The following is a 16,214-nucleotide window of genomic DNA, read 5'->3' as shown; positions in this document are numbered from 1 at the left end:
CAGTCCCCATGGCCAAAGTCCGTTCCCCCCGTTCCTCTTCCGCGAAAAAAGCCCCGCCGGTCCCGGTTTCCAGCCGTTTTTCCCTGCCTTTGGCCGATTTGCAGAATCTGGCCGACGACGCGGTCCGTCTGGCCCGCAAGGGGGGCGCCTCAGCCTGTGAAGCGGATGTGTCGGAAGGTTTCGGCCAGTCCGTGACGGTGCGCCAAGGGGAGGTGGAAACCATCGAATACAACCGGGACAAGGGTCTGGGCATTACGGTCTATCTGGGCCAACGCAAGGGTTACGCCTCCACCAGCGATTTTTCCCCTCTGGCGGTCAAACAGACGGTGGCGGCTGCCCTGGACATTGCTCGTTACACGGCGGAAGACCCCTGCGCCGGGCTGCCCGAGGCCGAATGGCTGGCCAAGGATTGGCAGGACCCGGGCCTTTATTTCCCCTGGGATATTCCGGTGGAAGGGGCTATCGACCTGGCCCGGCGCTGCGAGGCGGCGGCCTTTGCCGTAAGTCCCCTGGTGAAAAATTCCGAAGGGGCCTCCCTGTCCTTGCAGGAAGGCCAGTTCGCCACGGCCAACAGCCTGGGCTTCCGGGGCGGTTATCCCACCTCCCGGCATTACATCGCCTGCTCCGTGATTACGGGGGAAGCGGGCAAAAACGCCGCCATGCAGCGGGATGACTGGTATTCCACCCACCGGGACCCGGCGGATTTCCCCGCCCCCGAAACCATTGGGGACTACGCCGCCCGGCGGGCCCTGTCCCGACTGGGGGCGCGCAAGGTGAAAACCTGCCAGGTGCCGGTGATTTTCGAGGCCCCCGTGGCCTGCGCCCTGCTGGGCAATTTCGTCTATGGGGCCAGCGGTGGCAGCCTGTACCGCAAGGCCAGCTTTCTGGTGGATAGCCTGGGTAAGAAAGTGTTTTCCCCTCTGGTGCAGATCAGCGAACGGCCCGATCTGCCCAAGGGTCTGGCCTCCGGCCCCTTCGATAACGACGGAGTAGCTACCCGTTCCCGGGAAGTGGTGACGGATGGGGTGCTGAACGGCTATTTCCTCAGCGTCTACACCGCCCGCAAACTGGGCATGACCACCACGGGTAACGCTGGGGGCTGCCACAACCTGATCCTGAAGTCGGGCCAGGAAGACCTGAACGGCCTGATCCGGGGCCTGAAGCGGGGGCTGCTGGTGACCGAACTGCTGGGCCAGGGGGTGAATTACGTGAACGGGGACTATTCCCGAGGCGCGGCGGGTTACTGGATCGAAAATGGGGAAATCGTCCATCCGGTGGAAGAAATCACCATCGCCGGCAATCTCAAGGACATGTTCCTCAACATCGGCGCCATCGGTAACGATGTGGTGGTGCGGGGCTCCAAGCAGTCTGGCTCCGTGCTCATCGAGCGCATGACCGTGGCCGGGGCCTGACCATGGGGGCGGCCACCCGCTTCTGTCTGGTCCGCCACGGGGAAACCCCCTGGAATGCGGAACGGCGCATCCAGGGTCAAACCGACATTGGCCTGAGCGACACCGGCCAGGCCCAGGCGGCTTTGGCCGGGCGGGCCCTGGCGGGGCAGCCGGTGGCGGCCCTCTACAGCAGCGATCTGACCCGGGCCCGGAGCACCGCCGAGCGCATCGGCGCCTGCCTGGGCCTGGCTCCGGTGCTGGCGCCCCAGTTCCGGGAACGGCGTTACGGTATTTTCGAGGGCCTGACCTACGACGAGGCCCGGGCCCAGCATCCGGAGGCCTATCGGGCTTTTGAAATCCGGGACCCGGCCTACGGGGTGCCCGGGGGCGGGGAAAGCCTGGTGCAGATGCGGGCCCGGGTGGCCCCGGCCCTGGAAGCCCTGGCCCAGGCCCATCCCGGGGGGCTGGTGGTGCTGGTGACCCACGGCGGGGTACTGGATATTCTCAACCGCTACCTGCGGGCTTTGCCCCTGGAGGCGCCCCGGGATTTCCAGATTCCCAACGCCGGCTTCAACTGGGTGCGTCGGGAAGGGGAAGGCTGGGTGGTGGAAGCCTGGGCCTGCACGGAACACCTCCAGCCCGGCAGCCTGGACGAGTTGGCCAACGCCTGAAACGGGGCGGGCTGGGGGGCCAAGGACCGGTTCCCCGGGGAGGCAGGCGGGAACGGCCTAAGGGTTTTCCCCAAAAAGGGGCACGAGGTTTTCTGCGGGGGGGATTGACATGATACAATTTCCCCCCTTTTCAATGGCTTGAAAGGCTCCCCCGATGTTTTCCGCGCAACAAACCCTGGCAAAAGTGGATTCCGAACTCTGGCAGGCGATCGAAAACGAAAACCGTCGCCAAGAGGATCACATCGAGCTGATCGCCTCCGAAAACTACGTTTCCAAGGCGGTGATGGAAGCCCAAGGCTCCCAGCTGACCAACAAATACGCGGAAGGTTATCCCGGCAAGCGCTATTACGGCGGTTGCGAATACGTGGACGTGGCCGAACAACTGGCCATCGACCGGGTCAAGAAAATCTTTGGTGCCGAAGCCGCCAATGTGCAGCCCAATTCCGGCTCCCAGGCCAATCAGGCCGTGCTCATGGCCTTTGCCAAGCCCGGTGACACCATCCTGGGCATGAGCCTGGCCGAAGGTGGCCACCTGACCCACGGCATGGCTCTGAACATGTCCGGCAAGTGGTTCCACGCCGTTTCCTATGGCCTCAACGCCAAGGAAGAAATCGATTACGACAAGCTGGAAGCCCTGGCCAAGGAACACAAGCCCAAGATTATCGTGGCCGGTGCCTCCGCCTACTCCCTGCGCATCGATTTCGAACGGTTCGCCAAAATCGCCAAGGAAGTGGGCGCCATCCTCTGGGTGGACATGGCCCACTACGCCGGTCTGGTAGCTGCCGGTTGCTACCCCAACCCGGTGCCCCACGCCGATGTGGTGACCACCACCACCCACAAGACCCTGCGCGGTCCCCGGGGCGGCGTCATCCTGATGAAGGCGGAGCACGAAAAAGCCATTAATTCCGCCATTTTCCCGGGCCTGCAAGGCGGTCCCCTGATGCACGTCATCGCCGCCAAGGCCGTGGCCTTCAAGGAAGCCCTGTCCCCTGAATTCAAGGTGTATCAGGAACAGGTGCTGGCCAACGCCCGGGTCATGGCCCGGGTGCTGGGGGAAGAACGGGGCCTGCGCATTGTCTCCGGTCGGACCGAATCCCACGTTTTCCTGGTGGATCTGCGGGCCAAGAAAATCACCGGCAAGCTGGCGGAAGCCGCTCTGGGCAAGGCTCACATCACGGTGAACAAGAACGCCATCCCCAATGACCCGGAAAAGCCCTTTGTCACCTCCGGCATTCGCATCGGCTCCCCGGCCATGACCACCCGGGGCTTCACCGAGCTGGAAGCGGAACAGGTGGCCCATCTGGTGGCCGACGTGCTGGACGCCCCGGAAGATGAAGCCAAGCTGGCGGAAGTGCGGGCCAAGGTGTCCGCTCTTTGCGCCAAGTTCCCGGTTTACGGGGCCTAAAGGGAATCGCCGACGGATGAAGTGTCCATTCTGCAACGCTCCTGACACCACCGTCGTCGATACCCGCATCAACGACGACGGCGACATCGTGCGCCGTCGCCGCCGCTGCCTCTCCTGCGAGAAGCGGTTCACTACCTACGAGCGGGCGGAAATCCGCCTGCCCCAGGTGGTCAAGAAAAACGGTTCCCGGGTGGATTTCAGCCGGGAAAAGCTGGCCGCCAGCCTCTGGCTGGCCCTGCGCAAGCGGCCCGTTTCCACGGAAAGCGTGGAAGGGGCCATTGCCCGCATTGAAGAAAAACTCCTGGCTTTGGGGGAACGGGAAATGCCCTCGGAAAAGCTAGGTGAAATGGTCATGCGGGAATTGAAGAAACTGGACAAGATCGCCTATGTCCGCTTCGCCTCCGTCTATCGCAATTTCGAAGACGTGGACGAGTTTTCCCACGCGGTGCGGGAAGTCACCCCCCGTAGCCCGGTGTCCCCCAAGCCTCCCCGTCGTTCCCGCGACGCCTGATTTCTCTCCCTCCCATGTTCGACGCCCAGGATCACCGCTTCATGGCGCGGGCCCTGCGCCTGGCTGCCCAAGGCCTTTTTTCCACTTCCCCCAATCCCCGGGTCGGCTGTGTCCTGGTCAAGGACGGTCAGATCGTTGGCGAAGGCTGGCATCAAAAAGCCGGTGGCCTCCATGCGGAGGTCCATGCCCTGCGGGCGGCGGGGGAAGCGGCCCGGGGCGCCACCGCCTATGTGACTCTGGAGCCCTGTAGCCATTTCGGCCGGACTCCCCCCTGTGCCGACGCCTTGATCCAGGCCGGGGTGGCCCGGGTAGTGGCGGCCATGGAAGACCCCAATCCCCTGGTTTCCGGACAAGGCTTAGCCCGCATCGGGGCGGCGGGCATTGCCACTGCTGCGGGTCTGCTGGCGGAGGAAGCCCGGGAACTGAATATTGGTTTTATCGCCCGGATGACCCGGGGGCGCCCCTGGCTGCGCCTCAAGGGGGCGGCCAGTTTGGATGGCCGCACGGCCCTGGCCAACGGGGTTAGCCAATGGATTACGGGCCCGGCGGCGCGCCAGGATGGCCACCGCTGGCGGGCCCGGGCCTGTGCCATTCTCACCGGCAGCGGCACGGTGTTGGCGGATGATCCCCAACTCACGGTACGGGGCGTGGCAACGGAACGTCAGCCCCTGCGGGTGGTGGTGGATAGCCATTTGGTTACCCCGGGGAACGCCCGGATCCTGGAAGGGGGCGGCACCCTGGTGGTGACGGCCTGTGAGGACGGGGCCAAAGCCCGCTCCTTGCAGGATCAGGGGGCGGAGGTGCTGGTGTTGCCAGGGGCCGATGGCCGGGTGGATTTGCCCGGTCTGCTGGCGGAACTGGGGCGCCGGGGCTTAAATGAGGTCCATGGAGAAGGGGGCGCCCGGCTGCACGGGGCGCTCATTGCTCAGGGCTTGGCGGATGAACTGCTCTGGTATCTGGCTCCCTGCCTGATCGGTGGGGGCGGCCGGGGGCTCCTGGACTGGCCGGATCTGGAAAGTCTGGAGGCGGCGCCCCACTGGCGCTTCCACGACCTGCGCCAGGTCGGTACGGATCTTCGTATTCTGGCCCGGCGGGCCTGAAACCCTCAGGGACTGTGGGTGCTTGCCCGGGTCCGGGCGGCGGAGCGCAGGGGCAACCTCGGGCTGCCCCAAAGCAGGGGAAGCCCTAATGATGCCCGCAGACCGGGCAGTCCGGGTCTTTCGCCAGGCGGATGCTGCGCCATTCCATGGTCAGGGCGTCCAGCAACAATAGGCGGCCGCTCAAGGGGGTACCGCAGGGCACCAGGAGCTTGAGGGCTTCCGCGGCTTGCATGGCGCCGATGATGCCGGTGAGGGGGGCGAAGACCCCGGTGACGGCGCAGCGCAGCTCCTCCACATCTTCCCCTTCGGGAAACAGGCAGTGGTAGCAGGGAGCATCTTCCTGGCGCTGGTCAAAGACGCTGATCTGGCCGTCGAAGCGCACCGCAGCACCGGACACCAGGGGCTTTTTCTGGGCCACGCAGGCCCGGTTTACGGCATGGCGGGTGGGAAAATTGTCGCAGCAATCCAGTACCACGTCCGCCAGGGCTACCTGGGCTTCCAGGTCTTCCCCTTCCAGGCGCCGGGTCAGGGCCTCCACCCGGCATTCTGGGTTGAGCTGGTGTAGGCGCCGTTCTCCGGACAGGGCCTTGGCCATGCCCACCGTATCCGGGCTATGGAGAATCTGCCGTTGCAGATTGGTGTAATCCACCGTATCTCCGTCCGCCAGCACCAGACGTCCCACCCCGGCGGCCGCCAAGTAGAGGGCGGCGGGGGAGCCCAGCCCCCCGGCTCCCACAATTAATACCCGGGATTGGAGCAGGCGCTCCTGACCTTCGATACCGATGGGTTCTAGAAGAATGTGGCGGCTGTAGTGGAGAAGTTGCTGGTCGTCCATGGGGAAAACATCGGGCCGGTAGAACCGGCCCGGAAGAAGAGGGGGAGGGGAAAGGTCAGCGGTAGTGGCGCCATTCTTCCGGGGTGTCGTCCCGGTCACCGTGGAGTTCCCGGTCCCAGGCCTGCACGTAGGCAGCGTCTCTGCTGTTGTCTTTCAGGGGTTTGGTGGGGGCGCCCAGGTTGTGTAGCTGGGTTTCTTCCACGTAGTAGATCAGGGCCCGGCGCAGCTTGGCCAAGAGGGTGTTGTCCAGGTGAAAGCCCTGGTCCGTGAGCCCGGCTTCCAGTCCCTGCAAGGTGTAGTTTTCCAGCCGATAGGCCACGCTGAGTGCGGGCCTATCCCGGTGATCCGCCACCTGGAGGGCGGGTAGGCCCTCCAGCAGGGTCCGGGCCTCGGGAACCTGGCCCGGTGGGAAACGGGAAAAGAGAATTTCCCGGCGCTTCTGGGTGTCTCGGGGCGCCCCCCCGGGGATGTCCATGGTGCGCTGCATATCCCACCTCCTGGCAAGAAAAGCTACTGGCGATTCTGCATGATCTGCAGGCCCTTGAGAAGATTGACCGCCTGATTCACCTGATAGTCGTCCTTGGAGGCCGGTTCCACCGGAGGCTGCATGTCCAGCTTGTCGTCTTCTTCCTTGGACTTGCCCTTGGTCTTACCGTTGTCTTTGAGGTCCTTAGCCGGCTTCAGGGCAGAATCTTTAGCGGCCCCACTGTCCTTGTCGTTGTTCAGGTGGTGTTCCAGATCCGCTTCCCGCAGCAGATGATCCCGGCCATTGCCACCGTTGGCGGATTCTTCCACCTCGATGTCCGGCACAATGCCCTTGGCCTGGATGGAGCGGCCCGAGGGGGTGTAGTAGCGGGCCGTGGTGAGCTTGATGGCCGTGTTGTTGGGCAGGGGCAGCACGGTTTGCACCGAGCCCTTGCCGAAGGTCTGGGTGCCCATGACCACCGCCCGCTTGTGGTCTTGCAAGGCGCCGGCGACGATTTCCGAGGCGGAGGCGGAGCCCCCGTTCACCAGCACCACCATGGGCACCTTCTTCACTTCCGGATTCAGGCCTTGCAGGTAGTCTTCCTTGGCGCTGCGGGCGTAATCCTCGGTAACGGCCCGGAATTCGTGCTTGGAATCCGCCAGGCGGCCATTGGTGGAAACCACCAAAGCCTTGGGCGGCAGGAAGGCGCCAGCCACGCCCACGGCCCCGTTCAGCAGGCCGCCCGGATCGTTGCGCAAATCCAGAATCAGGCCCTTCAGCTTGGCCTGTTTATAGAGATCATTGAGGTGCTTCACCAGGGAAGGCCCGGTATTTTCCTGGAACTGGGTGATGCGCACATAGCCATAGGCCCCGTCCAGGAGCTTGGATTTGACGCTCTGCACCTTGATCACTTCCCGGGTCAGGGTAATCACCAGGGGTTTTTGTTCCCCCTTGCGGACCACGGTCAGTGTAATGGGGGTCTTGGGCTTGCCCCGCATGCGCTTTACCGCGTCGGACAGGGTGAGGCCTTTCACCGGGGTGTCGTCCAGCTTGACGATCAGGTCCCCGGCCTTGAGCCCGGCCCGGTAGGCGGGGGTGTCTTCAATGGGGGAGACCACTTTGACGAAGCCGTCTTCCATGCCCACTTCAATGCCCAGGCCGCCGAACTCACCCTGGGTGCCGACCTGGAGTTCCTTGAAGGAATCCGCATCCAGATAGGAGGAGTGGGGGTCCAGGTTGGAGAGCATGCCGGAAATGGCATTGGTGATGAGCTTCTTATCCTCCACCGGCTCCACGTAGCCCTGTTTGATGGCATTGAAGACTTCCGCGAAGGTGCGCAGCTCTTCCACCGGCAGGCCCGCCCGGTTTTCCTTTTCCGCCATGGCGGAAATCTGCAAGCTCAACAGCACCCCGGCGACAAAGCCGACGCTGACCAGACCCACCGTTTTCAACTGCTTACCCATCTGTCCTGCTCTCCTACTTCAAGCCCACCCACTGCAATGGGTCGAGCGGTTGTCCTTGACGGCGAAGTTCAAAGTATAAACCGGATTCTCCGTTGCCACCGCTGCTGCCGACGGCCCCGATTACATCCCCACCTTTCACCGTATCCCCGGCTTTTTTATAGAGGGATTCGTTATTGCCGTAGATGGTCATGTAACCATCCCCGTGGTCGATGATGAGCAGGTTGCCAAACCCCCGCATCCAGTCGGCGAAGGCCACCCGGCCGCCGGCCACTGCCCGAACCTCGCTGCCGGCGCCAGCTCGGACGAAGACGCCCTTCCAGGAGCCACCTTCGCCACGCTTACTGCCGAAGCGGTTGCTGACCGCGCCCCGGACTGGCAGGTGCAGGCTGCCCTTGAGGCGGGCGAAGGCGCCGCTGGGAACGGCTTCCGGAATTTTTTCGTTTTGCAGCTCCGGTTCCCGGGGGGGCGGAGCCGGGCGGGGGATGGGCTTTTGCGGCGGCAGGGGCTTACCTGCTTTGGCCGCCTTTTCCCTGGCCAGGGCCTGGGCTCGGGCCGCCGCCTTGGCTTCGGCCTCCGCTTTGGCCCGGGCTGCCGCTTCAGCCTTGGCCCGTGCCCGGGCAGCGGCCTCCGCCCGGGCCTTTTCCCGGGCCTGGGCTTCGGCGATGGACTTGGACAGATTGGCGACTAGGTCGGAGAGATGCTTTTCGTCCTGTTGTAGGGAGGTGATCTGCTTACGCCGGTCCGCAATCCGGTCCGAGAGCTGGGCCAGGGTGGCCTGGCGCTGCTGTTTCAGGCTTTCCAGCCGAGCCTGCTCATCCTTTTGCTTGGCTTCCACCCGGGCCAGTTCCCCTTCCTGGCGCTTGGTTTCTTCCGCCAGGTCCTGCTTCTGCTTGAGGGATTCTCCCAGCTGCTGCATCAAGGCACTGCGGGCCTTGGCCACGGCGGCCAGGTAATACATGTCCCGGGCGATCTGGTTGGGGTCGTTACCGTTCAGGAGCAGGCGCAGGGAGTCCGTGTCCCCCCGGGTGTACTGGCGGACCACTAGCTTCTGGAGCTGGTTCTGCTGGGTATCCAGGGTGCCTGACAGGACCCGGGATTGGTCCGCCAGGCTGTGCAGCTTGTCCTGGAGGCTATTGCGCTGATCCGCCAGATCCCGCAGCTCCCGGGTGGCGGAGGAAATATTCCGCTCCACGTCCTGCAACTGGTCCGCCACATCGGAGCGGGTTTTTTCCGTGGTGGCCACTTCCTTGCGCAAATGGGTGAGCTTGCCCCGTACATCCTGCAAATCACCCTGCTTCTGATTCATCTGCTTCTGGGCGCTGCGGATCGCCGTTTTTTCCGGGGGCGAGTCTTTTTCCTTGTGGCTCCGTTCCTTTTCTTTGGCCGCCAGGGCGGGCTGGATGGCCCCCAATCCCCAGATCAGCATCAGGCAGCAGGCGGCCAGACGGCTCCAGCCATGGGGCGGACGGGGGGAAGAGGGGGCAGGGAATGGGGCGGAGGGGAAGTGGGGAGACATGGGGGCTGGGGATGACGACCGGGGGGGCGGGCCTGGAGGAGTGAGGGGGCGGGGCCGCCGCAACGGGGTCGGAAAACCCTCCTCAAGCCCGTCTTAGGCTAGACTAGCGGAGTATTTTATAATGTTTTTTCTAGCCCCTGGGGGGCAGGACGGTCCACCCAAGCCGACGCCAGGGGGAACGGGTTTCGTAACTTGGGTTAAGAAGGCGGTCCTTAGTGGAATCACTCAATCAATTTATCGACAAGCAAGAGCAGATCGAGCAGGCGGCCCGTGCCCTCAAGGCCATTGCCCATCCCCTGCGGCTGAAAATTCTTTGCGTGGTTGGGGACGGGGAAGTCTGCGTCCAGGAAATCGTGGATGCGGTGGGCACTTCTCAAAGCAATATTTCCCAGCATCTGGCCATTCTTCGGGAAAAGGGCGTGCTGCTGACCCGTAAGGACGCCAACCGTGTGTTTTACCGGGTCGGGGATGCCCGTACCCTGCAACTGATTGTGATGATGCGGGAAGTGTTCTGCCGCCGGGACGGAAATTAAACCGGCGGGCACCCTCCGGTGGCATCCCGCCCCTCTTTTTTTCTCTGCATGGAGCTGGTTTTGGAATTCATTAAGCAAAATATTTTTCTCGTCGGCCTGGTGGTGGTGAGCGGCGGCGCTTTTCTGGCCTCCCTGCTGCGTCGCTCCGGCGGCCCCGCCATTTCGGTGGTGGATGCCACCCTGTTGATTAACCGGCAAGACGCCCTGGTACTGGATGTGCGGGACCCGGCGGAATTCGCCGGGGGCCACATTCCGGAAGCCAAAAACGTACCCCTGGCCAAGCTGGGGGAACGGATCAGCGAACTGGCCCAATATAAGGATCGCCCCATTGTGGTGGTGTGCGCTTCCGGTATGCGTTCCGCCACGGCCTGCGGCCAGTTGGCCAAAGCCGGTTTCACCCAGGTGAAAAACCTGGATGGGGGCATGGGCCGCTGGAGTGAAGCCAATCTCCCCCTGACCCGGAAAAAGGCCTGACCATGAAGCCGGTGCAGATGTATTCCACCGGGGTTTGCCCCTACTGTGTCCGGGCCGAGCAGCTGCTCCGGGCCCGGGGCGTGACCGACATTGAAAAACTCCGGGTGGATTTGGAGCCGGAATTACGAGAGCAGATGATGAGCCGTACCGGCCGCCGCACCGTGCCCCAGATTTTTATCGGCGACACCCACGTGGGCGGCTGCGATGACCTCTACGCCCTGGATCGGGCCGGGGATTTGCTGCCCCTGCTGCAAAACGATTGATTTTTAACCAAACTGATTTGGAAAGTTCTCCATGAGCCAAGAAGAAAACAGCCCCGTTTTTGCCATCGAAAAGTTGTACGTGAAAGATTTGTCCGTGGAAGTGCCCCACGCCCCGGAAATTTTCCTGCAACGGGAAACTCCGGAACTGGACGTGCAACTGCGCAGCGAAGGCAAGGGGCTGGGGGATGGCCTTTACGACGTGGTGCTGACCGTGACCGTCACCGCCAAGCTGGAGGACAAGACCGTTTTCCTGGCGGAAGTGGGTCAGGGCGGGGTGTTCCGCATTCTCAACGTGCCGGAAGAAAACATGGAGCCCCTGCTGGCCATCGCCGCCCCCAATGTGCTCTTCCCCTATGCTCGGGAAGTGGTTTCCACCTGTGTGGCCCATGCGGGCTTTGCCCCGGTGGTGCTCCAACCGGTCAATTTTGAAGCCCTTTACCTGTCCCGCAAGGCGGAAGAACAAGCCGCTGCCGGTAATCAGGAAGTGCCCATTCAATAAGTTTTGGGGAGGAAATGACCATGGTCCCATACCTTTCCTGGCGCCGCCTGTTGCTCCTGGGGTTGGGCGGACTGTGGGCCGTCGCCGCCTGGGCGGCGGATTTCCGCTCCGTGGAACCGGCCTCCGGAGAGGCTGCCATCCTTTACGACGCCCCTTCCTCCAAGGCCAAAAAGCTCTACCTGATTCGCCGCTATACCCCGGTGGAAGTGGTGGTGAGCCTGGAAGCCTGGGTCAAGGTGCGGGACCGGGACGGAGGCCTCTGCTGGATTGCCAAAAACGAACTGGTGGAACGGCGCACGGTGCAGGTTACGGCCGATACCGCCCAGATTCGCCAGTCCGCCGATGCCAATGCCCCCGTCGCCTTCAGCGCCGCCAAGGGGGTGGCCCTGGAACTGGTGCAGGTGGGGCCGCCGGGCTGGGCCCAGGTCAAGCATCGGGACGGGACCACCGGCTATGTGCGGGACAATCAGGTCTGGGGCCTCTAGGAACCGCGGGACGATAGGTCCCGAAACCGGTGGGCGGTCAGTGTTGACCGCCCTTTGTCTTTTGTCTGGAAAAGCAAAAACATCATGAATCTTGCGGTACTGGGGGCCGGCGCCTGGGGCACGGCCCTGGCCATTGCCTTCGCGCCGGCCCATGGGGTCCGGCTGTGGAGCCGGGAAACCGATCAGGTGGCCGAAATGGCCCGGACCCGGCGCAACGAGCGCTATCTGCCCGGAGTGGCCCTGCCGGACAGCATTCAGGTGGGGGACGATTTTGAAGCGGCGGTGGCGGGGGCGGATTTGTTGTTGATCGCCACCCCCACGGCGGGCCTACGGCCCACCCTGAGCCGTCTGGCACCCCTCTCGGAGGCGCCCCTGCTCTGGGCCTGCAAGGGGCTGGAAGCGGGAACGGCACTCCTGCCCCATCAGGTAGTGGCCCAGGTGCTGGGGGAAGGGCGCTGCTGCGGCGCCCTCTCCGGCCCCAGTTTTGCGGATGAGGTGGCCCGGGGCATGCCCACGGCGGTAACCCTGGCCTCCACCAATCTGGACTTCGCCAAACGTTCCGTCCTGGCCCTCCATTCTCCCCGTCTGCGGCTCTATGCCAATGATGATGTGGTGGGGGTGGAAATCGGCGGTGCGGTGAAAAACGTCCTGGCCATCGCCACCGGCATTGCGGACGGTCTGGGCCTGGGCCTCAATGCCCGGGCCGCCCTGGTTACCCGGGGGCTGGCGGAAATCGCCCGCCTGGGTCTGGCCATGGGGGGGCGCCGGGAAACCTTGATGGGCCTGGCGGGCATGGGGGATTTGATTCTCACCTGCACCGGGGATTTGTCCCGCAATCGCCGGGTGGGCTTGGCCCTGGGCCAGGGCAAGACCCTGGAGCAAATCCTGGCGGACCTGGGCCATGTGGCGGAAGGGGTGAATACGGCCCGGGAAGTGGCCGGGCTGGCTACCCGCCTGGGTATCGACATGCCCATTACCCAGGCCGTGGATGGGGTGCTGCACCGGGGCCTGTCGGCGGCCCTGGCGGTGGAACAGCTCCTGGCCCGGGATCCCAAGCTGGAAGGCCTGTAAAGGGGGCGCCCTTTAGACGCCTCCCGGATAGCCCAACTGACCCCAGGCGGTAAAGGCCATGACGGCCGCCGCATTGGATAGGTTCATGCTGCGCTGCCCCGGCCGCATGGGCAGCCGCAGCCGTTGCTCCTCGGGAAACTGGGCCATGATTTCCGGGGGCAGGCCCCGGGTTTCCTGACCGAAGAGAAAAACGTCCTGGTCCGTAAAATGGGGCTGATCGTGGCGTTGCCCGCCTTTGGTGGTGACGGCAAAAAAGCGGCGTCCGGCCAGGGCTGCCCGGCAGACTTCCCAGGAAGAATGGAGCTTCATGCTGGCGTACTCATGGTAATCCAGCCCGGCTCGGCGCATGTGCTTGTCATCCAGGGCGAAGCCCAGGGGTTCAATGAGATGTAATTCACAGCCCGTATTGGCGCAGAGCCGGATAATGTTGCCCGTGTTGGGGGGAATCTCCGGGCAATAAAGAACGATGGCGATCATGGGCTCGACAAAGTGGCGTTAGAAATTAAAAAGGCGCTATAGTTCATAAAATTACGCCACTATTTTAAGGTGAATTGGAGTTGTTATGGCGCGGCCGGAAAAAATCCGTTTGGGAGATTTGCTGATTCAGCAGGGTCTGCTCAGCGATGAGCAGTTGAAATCAGCCCTGGAAGAGCAGAAACGGAGCGGTCGCAAGCTGGGGCGCATTTTCGTCGATAGCGGTTTTGTCAGCGAAGAGCAGATTTCCCAGGCCCTGGCCCGCCAGCTGCGCATTCCTTTTGTGGATCTGCACACCTATACCCCGGCCGGGGCGCTCACCAAGCTGTTGCCGGAAGCCCAGGCCCGGCGTTTCCGCGCCATTCCCCTGGAAGACCGGGGCGATACCCTACTGGTGGGGCTGGTGGATCCCACGGACCTTCTGGCCTACGACGAAATTACCCGGATTGTGCGGCGGGGCATTGAACTGGCGGTGGTGACGGAAACGGACCTGCTGGCCACCATTGACCGCATTTACCGGCGTACGGAGGAAATCTCCGGCCTGGCCAAGGAACTGAAGGCGGAGCTGGGGGATGCCCCCATCGAATTCGGCGAATTGCTGGGTCTCACCCCGGGGGCGGAAGACGCCCCGGTGGTGAAGCTGCTCCAGACCGTGTTTGAAGAAGCCATGCGCACCCGGGCCTCGGACATTCACATCGAGCCCCAGGAAAGCTCCCTGCGCATTCGCTTCCGTATCGACGGCATTCTCCACATCCAGACCGACGCGGACCCGAAAATTGCCACCGCCGTGGCCCTGCGCCTGAAGCTCATGTCCGGCCTGGATATTTCGGAAAAGCGTCTGCCCCAGGATGGCCGCTTTGTTATTAAGGTGCGCAACAGCCCGGTGGACGTGCGGATTTCCACCATGCCGACCCAGTACGGGGAATCGGTGGTGATGCGGCTGCTCAGCCAGTCCGGCGGCATTCTTGGCCTGGACCACATGAATATGCCGGACCACATGCTCAACCGGTTGCGCAACGCCATTCACCGGCCCAGCGGCATTGTGCTGGTGACCGGCCCCACGGGGAGCGGTAAGACCACCACCCTCTATGCGGCCCTGTCCGAGCTGAATACCACGGAAAAAAAGATCATTACCGTGGAAGACCCGGTGGAATACCGGCTGCCGGGCATTAACCAGGTCCAGGTCCATGAAAAAATCGACCTGTCCTTCGAGCGGGTGCTGCGCACCGCCCTGCGCCAGGATCCGGACATTATTCTGGTGGGGGAAATGCGGGACCAGCAGACGGCGGAAATCGGTATGCGGGCGTCCATGACGGGCCACTTGGTGCTATCTACCCTGCACACCAATGATGCCCTGTCCACGCCTATCCGCCTGTTGGACATGGGGGTGCCCCGCTACATGGTGGCCCTCTCCCTCCACCTAGTATTGGCCCAGCGGCTGGTGCGGGTGGTCTGCGAATCCTGCCGGGCGCCCCACGAACTGGAAGCCCATGAGCGGGAATGGTTGCGCTATGAGCTGGGGGATCGGGTGGATCAATACCACTTCGTCAAAGGCAAGGGCTGTCCCCATTGCAGCAACACGGGCTACCAGAGCCGGACCGGCATCTGGGAAATGCTGGAAATGACCAACGAAATGGTGGAAGCGGTGAATCAGGGAGAACCGGCCCTGTTCATGCAGGCCGGTCGGCGGCAGATGTCCGGCCAGACCCTGCGCAGCGATGCGGTGCGCCTGGCTACCCTGGGACGCACCACGGTGGAAGAAGCCATGCGGGTGGCCAGCCAGACCGAGGAAGAAGGCTAAGCCATGGCCCTCTTTGCCTATCGCTGCCGCAACCCTCAAGGGGTGCTGGTCACCGGGATGGTGGAAGCCACTACCTCGGCGGCGGCTGCCGACAATCTCTTCGGCCAGGGGCTGCGGCCCCTGGAAATCAAACCCGCGAAGGTGGGGGGCAAAAGCGCGGCCGGCGGGTCGGTGCTGAGCGGCCTGTCCTTTTTCAAGGAAAAGGTCCGCCACGAGGACATTCTCCTGTTTAGCCGCCAGATTCACGCCCTGCTCAAGGCCGGGGTGCCTATCATGCGGGCCCTGGCGGGCTTGCAGGAATCCTCCAGCAGTCAGGCCCTGCGCAAGGTCTTGCAGGATGTGCGGGAAAGCCTGGATTCGGGGCGTGAACTGGCCGCCTCCCTGGCCCGCCATCCGGAGGTGTTCGCCCCTTTCTATCTGGCCATGATCCGGGTGGGAGAAATGACCGGGCGCCTGGAAGAAGTGTTCCTCCGCCTCTTCTATCACCTGGAATTTGAGCAATTCATGCGCAATCAGGTGAAATCCGCCCTGCGCTATCCCATTTTTGTGGTCACCGCCATGATCATCGCCCTGGCGGTGGTCAATGTCTGGGTGATTCCGGCTTTCGCCACGGTATTCAAGGGATTCCATGCCCAGTTGCCCCTTATGACCCGGATTCTCATCGGCTTTTCCGATTTTGTTCGGAGTAACGGCCTGTTGATGTTGGCCGGGGCCGTGGGGACAGCCTTTGCCTTTCGCTCCTGGATTCGCACTCCCTCGGGCCATTACGGCTGGGATAAATGGAAACTCTCTTTCCCCATTGCGGGAAAAATTATCCTGCGGGCCACCCTGGCCCGCTTTGCCCGCAGTTTCGCCCTGGCTACCCGTAGCGGTGTGCCCGTGATCCAGGCCATGAGTACGGTGGCCCAGACGGTGGACAACGTCTATGTGGCGGACAAAATCGAGAAAATGCGGGAGGGCATCGAACGGGGGGAATCGGTGCTGCGCACGGCAGCCAACGCCAAGGTATTTACCCCGGTGGTGCTGCAAATGGTGGCCGTGGGGGAAGAATCCGGCGCCCTGGATGACATGATGCAGGAAGTGGCGGAAATGTATCAGCGGGAAGTGGAATACGACCTGAAAAACCTTTCCCAGCAGATCGAACCCATCCTGATCGTCTGTCTCGGCGTGCTGGTGCTCATTCTGGCCCTGGGGATTTTCCTGCCCATCTGGGACCTGGGTCGGGTGGCCCTTGGCAAACATTGATCTTTTTCTGC

At 63.1% G+C, this 16,214-nt stretch carries 18 protein-coding genes; 13 read left to right on the top strand and 5 right to left on the bottom strand.

Translation table 11 applies throughout. The features are described 5' to 3' along the window. The first annotated feature begins 8 nt into the window (after positions 1–8). The 5 genes from pmbA (at position 9) to ribD (ending at position 5,078) form a co-directional block, all read left to right on the top strand. Positions 9–1,412: a metalloprotease PmbA gene (gene pmbA, locus Azoinq_RS04865; protein WP_216131660.1), complete on the top strand. Its 1,404-nt coding sequence runs from the start codon at positions 9–11 to the stop codon at positions 1,410–1,412. A 2-nt stretch (positions 1,413–1,414) separates the two neighbouring features. Continuing rightward, positions 1,415–2,062, top strand: coding sequence for a histidine phosphatase family protein (locus Azoinq_RS04860; RefSeq protein ID WP_216131663.1), 648 nt, complete (start codon positions 1,415–1,417; stop codon positions 2,060–2,062). A gap of 154 nt (positions 2,063–2,216) precedes the next feature. After that, a complete protein-coding gene (glyA, locus tag Azoinq_RS04855; RefSeq protein ID WP_216131666.1) occupies positions 2,217–3,467 on the top strand; it encodes a serine hydroxymethyltransferase in 1,251 nt (416 codons plus the stop codon). A gap of 16 nt (positions 3,468–3,483) precedes the next feature. Further along, the gene (nrdR, locus tag Azoinq_RS04850) at positions 3,484–3,978 is read left to right on the top strand and encodes a transcriptional regulator NrdR (RefSeq protein WP_216131669.1); all 495 of its coding nucleotides are present in this window, start codon (positions 3,484–3,486) and stop codon (positions 3,976–3,978) included. Positions 3,979–3,992: 14 nt separating this feature from the next. Beyond that, the gene (gene ribD / locus Azoinq_RS04845) at positions 3,993–5,078 is read left to right on the top strand and encodes a bifunctional diaminohydroxyphosphoribosylaminopyrimidine deaminase/5-amino-6-(5-phosphoribosylamino)uracil reductase RibD (protein ID WP_232368562.1); all 1,086 of its coding nucleotides are present in this window, start codon (positions 3,993–3,995) and stop codon (positions 5,076–5,078) included. Positions 5,079–5,163: 85 nt separating this feature from the next. Here ribD and Azoinq_RS04840 read toward each other — a convergent pair whose 3' ends face one another. The 4 genes from Azoinq_RS04840 to Azoinq_RS04825 are packed head-to-tail and all read right to left on the bottom strand — an operon-like array spanning position 5,164 to position 9,358. Continuing rightward, complete coding sequence (locus Azoinq_RS04840) at positions 5,164–5,913, bottom strand: HesA/MoeB/ThiF family protein (RefSeq protein ID WP_216131672.1); 750 nt, start codon at positions 5,911–5,913, stop codon at positions 5,164–5,166. 55 nt (positions 5,914–5,968) lie between these two features. Then, the gene (locus Azoinq_RS04835) at positions 5,969–6,400 is read right to left on the bottom strand and encodes a hypothetical protein (RefSeq protein ID WP_232368561.1); all 432 of its coding nucleotides are present in this window, start codon (positions 6,398–6,400) and stop codon (positions 5,969–5,971) included. Positions 6,401–6,423: 23 nt separating this feature from the next. After that, the gene (locus Azoinq_RS04830; protein ID WP_216131675.1) at positions 6,424–7,842 is read right to left on the bottom strand and encodes a S41 family peptidase; all 1,419 of its coding nucleotides are present in this window, start codon (positions 7,840–7,842) and stop codon (positions 6,424–6,426) included. 13 nt (positions 7,843–7,855) lie between these two features. Further along, the gene (locus Azoinq_RS04825; RefSeq protein WP_216131678.1) at positions 7,856–9,358 is read right to left on the bottom strand and encodes a murein hydrolase activator EnvC family protein; all 1,503 of its coding nucleotides are present in this window, start codon (positions 9,356–9,358) and stop codon (positions 7,856–7,858) included. A 215-nt stretch (positions 9,359–9,573) separates the two neighbouring features. Between Azoinq_RS04825 and Azoinq_RS04820 the strand changes: the two genes are divergently transcribed. The 6 genes from Azoinq_RS04820 to Azoinq_RS04795 all read left to right on the top strand — a co-directional run bounded on the left by Azoinq_RS04820 (position 9,574) and on the right by Azoinq_RS04795 (position 12,683). Further along, on the top strand, positions 9,574–9,891 hold the full coding sequence (locus tag Azoinq_RS04820; protein WP_216131681.1) for an ArsR/SmtB family transcription factor: 318 nt from the start codon (positions 9,574–9,576) through the stop codon (positions 9,889–9,891). 60 nt (positions 9,892–9,951) lie between these two features. Further along, on the top strand, positions 9,952–10,365 hold the full coding sequence (locus Azoinq_RS04815) for a rhodanese-like domain-containing protein (protein WP_216131684.1): 414 nt from the start codon (positions 9,952–9,954) through the stop codon (positions 10,363–10,365). Between the two features lie 2 nt (positions 10,366–10,367). Further along, a complete protein-coding gene (grxC, locus tag Azoinq_RS04810; protein ID WP_216131687.1) occupies positions 10,368–10,628 on the top strand; it encodes a glutaredoxin 3 in 261 nt (86 codons plus the stop codon). A gap of 31 nt (positions 10,629–10,659) precedes the next feature. Further along, a complete protein-coding gene (gene secB / locus Azoinq_RS04805) occupies positions 10,660–11,127 on the top strand; it encodes a protein-export chaperone SecB (protein ID WP_216131690.1) in 468 nt (155 codons plus the stop codon). Between the two features lie 20 nt (positions 11,128–11,147). Continuing rightward, entirely contained in the window at positions 11,148–11,612 is a 465-nt protein-coding gene (locus Azoinq_RS04800; RefSeq protein WP_216131693.1) for an SH3 domain-containing protein, read from the top strand. An 84-nt stretch (positions 11,613–11,696) separates the two neighbouring features. Then, complete coding sequence (locus Azoinq_RS04795) at positions 11,697–12,683, top strand: NAD(P)H-dependent glycerol-3-phosphate dehydrogenase (RefSeq protein ID WP_216131696.1); 987 nt, start codon at positions 11,697–11,699, stop codon at positions 12,681–12,683. 12 nt (positions 12,684–12,695) lie between these two features. On the opposite strand, the gene trmL is transcribed toward Azoinq_RS04795, so the two are convergent. After that, positions 12,696–13,160: a tRNA (uridine(34)/cytosine(34)/5-carboxymethylaminomethyluridine(34)-2'-O)-methyltransferase TrmL gene (gene trmL / locus Azoinq_RS04790; protein WP_216131699.1), complete on the bottom strand. Its 465-nt coding sequence runs from the start codon at positions 13,158–13,160 to the stop codon at positions 12,696–12,698. Positions 13,161–13,245: 85 nt separating this feature from the next. Here trmL and Azoinq_RS04785 point away from each other — a divergent pair, with 85 nt between their 5' ends. Both Azoinq_RS04785 and Azoinq_RS04780 read left to right on the top strand, forming a co-directional pair. Continuing rightward, entirely contained in the window at positions 13,246–14,958 is a 1,713-nt protein-coding gene (locus Azoinq_RS04785) for a GspE/PulE family protein (protein ID WP_216131702.1), read from the top strand. A 3-nt stretch (positions 14,959–14,961) separates the two neighbouring features. Beyond that, positions 14,962–16,203, top strand: a complete 1,242-nt coding sequence (locus Azoinq_RS04780; RefSeq protein ID WP_216131705.1) for a type II secretion system F family protein — start codon at positions 14,962–14,964, stop codon at positions 16,201–16,203. The last annotated feature ends 11 nt before the right edge of the window (positions 16,204–16,214 follow it).

Source organism: Azospira inquinata (assembly GCF_018905915.1).
Taxonomy (GTDB): Bacteria; Pseudomonadota; Gammaproteobacteria; order Burkholderiales; family Rhodocyclaceae; genus Azospira; species Azospira inquinata.
Note: the sequence above shows the minus strand (reverse complement) of the source record. Positions and strands in the feature narration are given on the sequence as shown.

Bases quoted from the DNA above. Each gene is read 5' to 3' on its own strand.
- nrdR (WP_216131669.1), top strand. From the start codon at position 3,484: ATGAAGTGTCCATTCTGCAACGCTCCTGACACCACCGTCGTCGATACC.
- Azoinq_RS04795 (WP_216131696.1), top strand. From the start codon at position 11,697: ATGAATCTTGCGGTACTGGGGGCCGGCGCCTGGGGCACGGCCCTGGCC.
- Azoinq_RS04825 (WP_216131678.1), bottom strand. From the start codon at position 9,358: ATGTCTCCCCACTTCCCCTCCGCCCCATTCCCTGCCCCCTCTTCCCCC.
- Azoinq_RS04840 (WP_216131672.1), bottom strand. From the start codon at position 5,913: ATGGACGACCAGCAACTTCTCCACTACAGCCGCCACATTCTTCTAGAA.
- Azoinq_RS04780 (WP_216131705.1), top strand. From the start codon at position 14,962: ATGGCCCTCTTTGCCTATCGCTGCCGCAACCCTCAAGGGGTGCTGGTC.
- ribD (WP_232368562.1), top strand. From the start codon at position 3,993: ATGTTCGACGCCCAGGATCACCGCTTCATGGCGCGGGCCCTGCGCCTG.
- Azoinq_RS04835 (WP_232368561.1), bottom strand. From the start codon at position 6,400: ATGCAGCGCACCATGGACATCCCCGGGGGGGCGCCCCGAGACACCCAG.
- grxC (WP_216131687.1), top strand. From the start codon at position 10,368: ATGAAGCCGGTGCAGATGTATTCCACCGGGGTTTGCCCCTACTGTGTC.
- glyA (WP_216131666.1), top strand. From the start codon at position 2,217: ATGTTTTCCGCGCAACAAACCCTGGCAAAAGTGGATTCCGAACTCTGG.
- trmL (WP_216131699.1), bottom strand. From the start codon at position 13,160: ATGATCGCCATCGTTCTTTATTGCCCGGAGATTCCCCCCAACACGGGC.
- pmbA (WP_216131660.1), top strand. From the start codon at position 9: ATGGCCAAAGTCCGTTCCCCCCGTTCCTCTTCCGCGAAAAAAGCCCCG.
- Azoinq_RS04830 (WP_216131675.1), bottom strand. From the start codon at position 7,842: ATGGGTAAGCAGTTGAAAACGGTGGGTCTGGTCAGCGTCGGCTTTGTC.
- Azoinq_RS04800 (WP_216131693.1), top strand. From the start codon at position 11,148: ATGGTCCCATACCTTTCCTGGCGCCGCCTGTTGCTCCTGGGGTTGGGC.
- secB (WP_216131690.1), top strand. From the start codon at position 10,660: ATGAGCCAAGAAGAAAACAGCCCCGTTTTTGCCATCGAAAAGTTGTAC.
- Azoinq_RS04785 (WP_216131702.1), top strand. From the start codon at position 13,246: ATGGCGCGGCCGGAAAAAATCCGTTTGGGAGATTTGCTGATTCAGCAG.
- Azoinq_RS04860 (WP_216131663.1), top strand. From the start codon at position 1,415: ATGGGGGCGGCCACCCGCTTCTGTCTGGTCCGCCACGGGGAAACCCCC.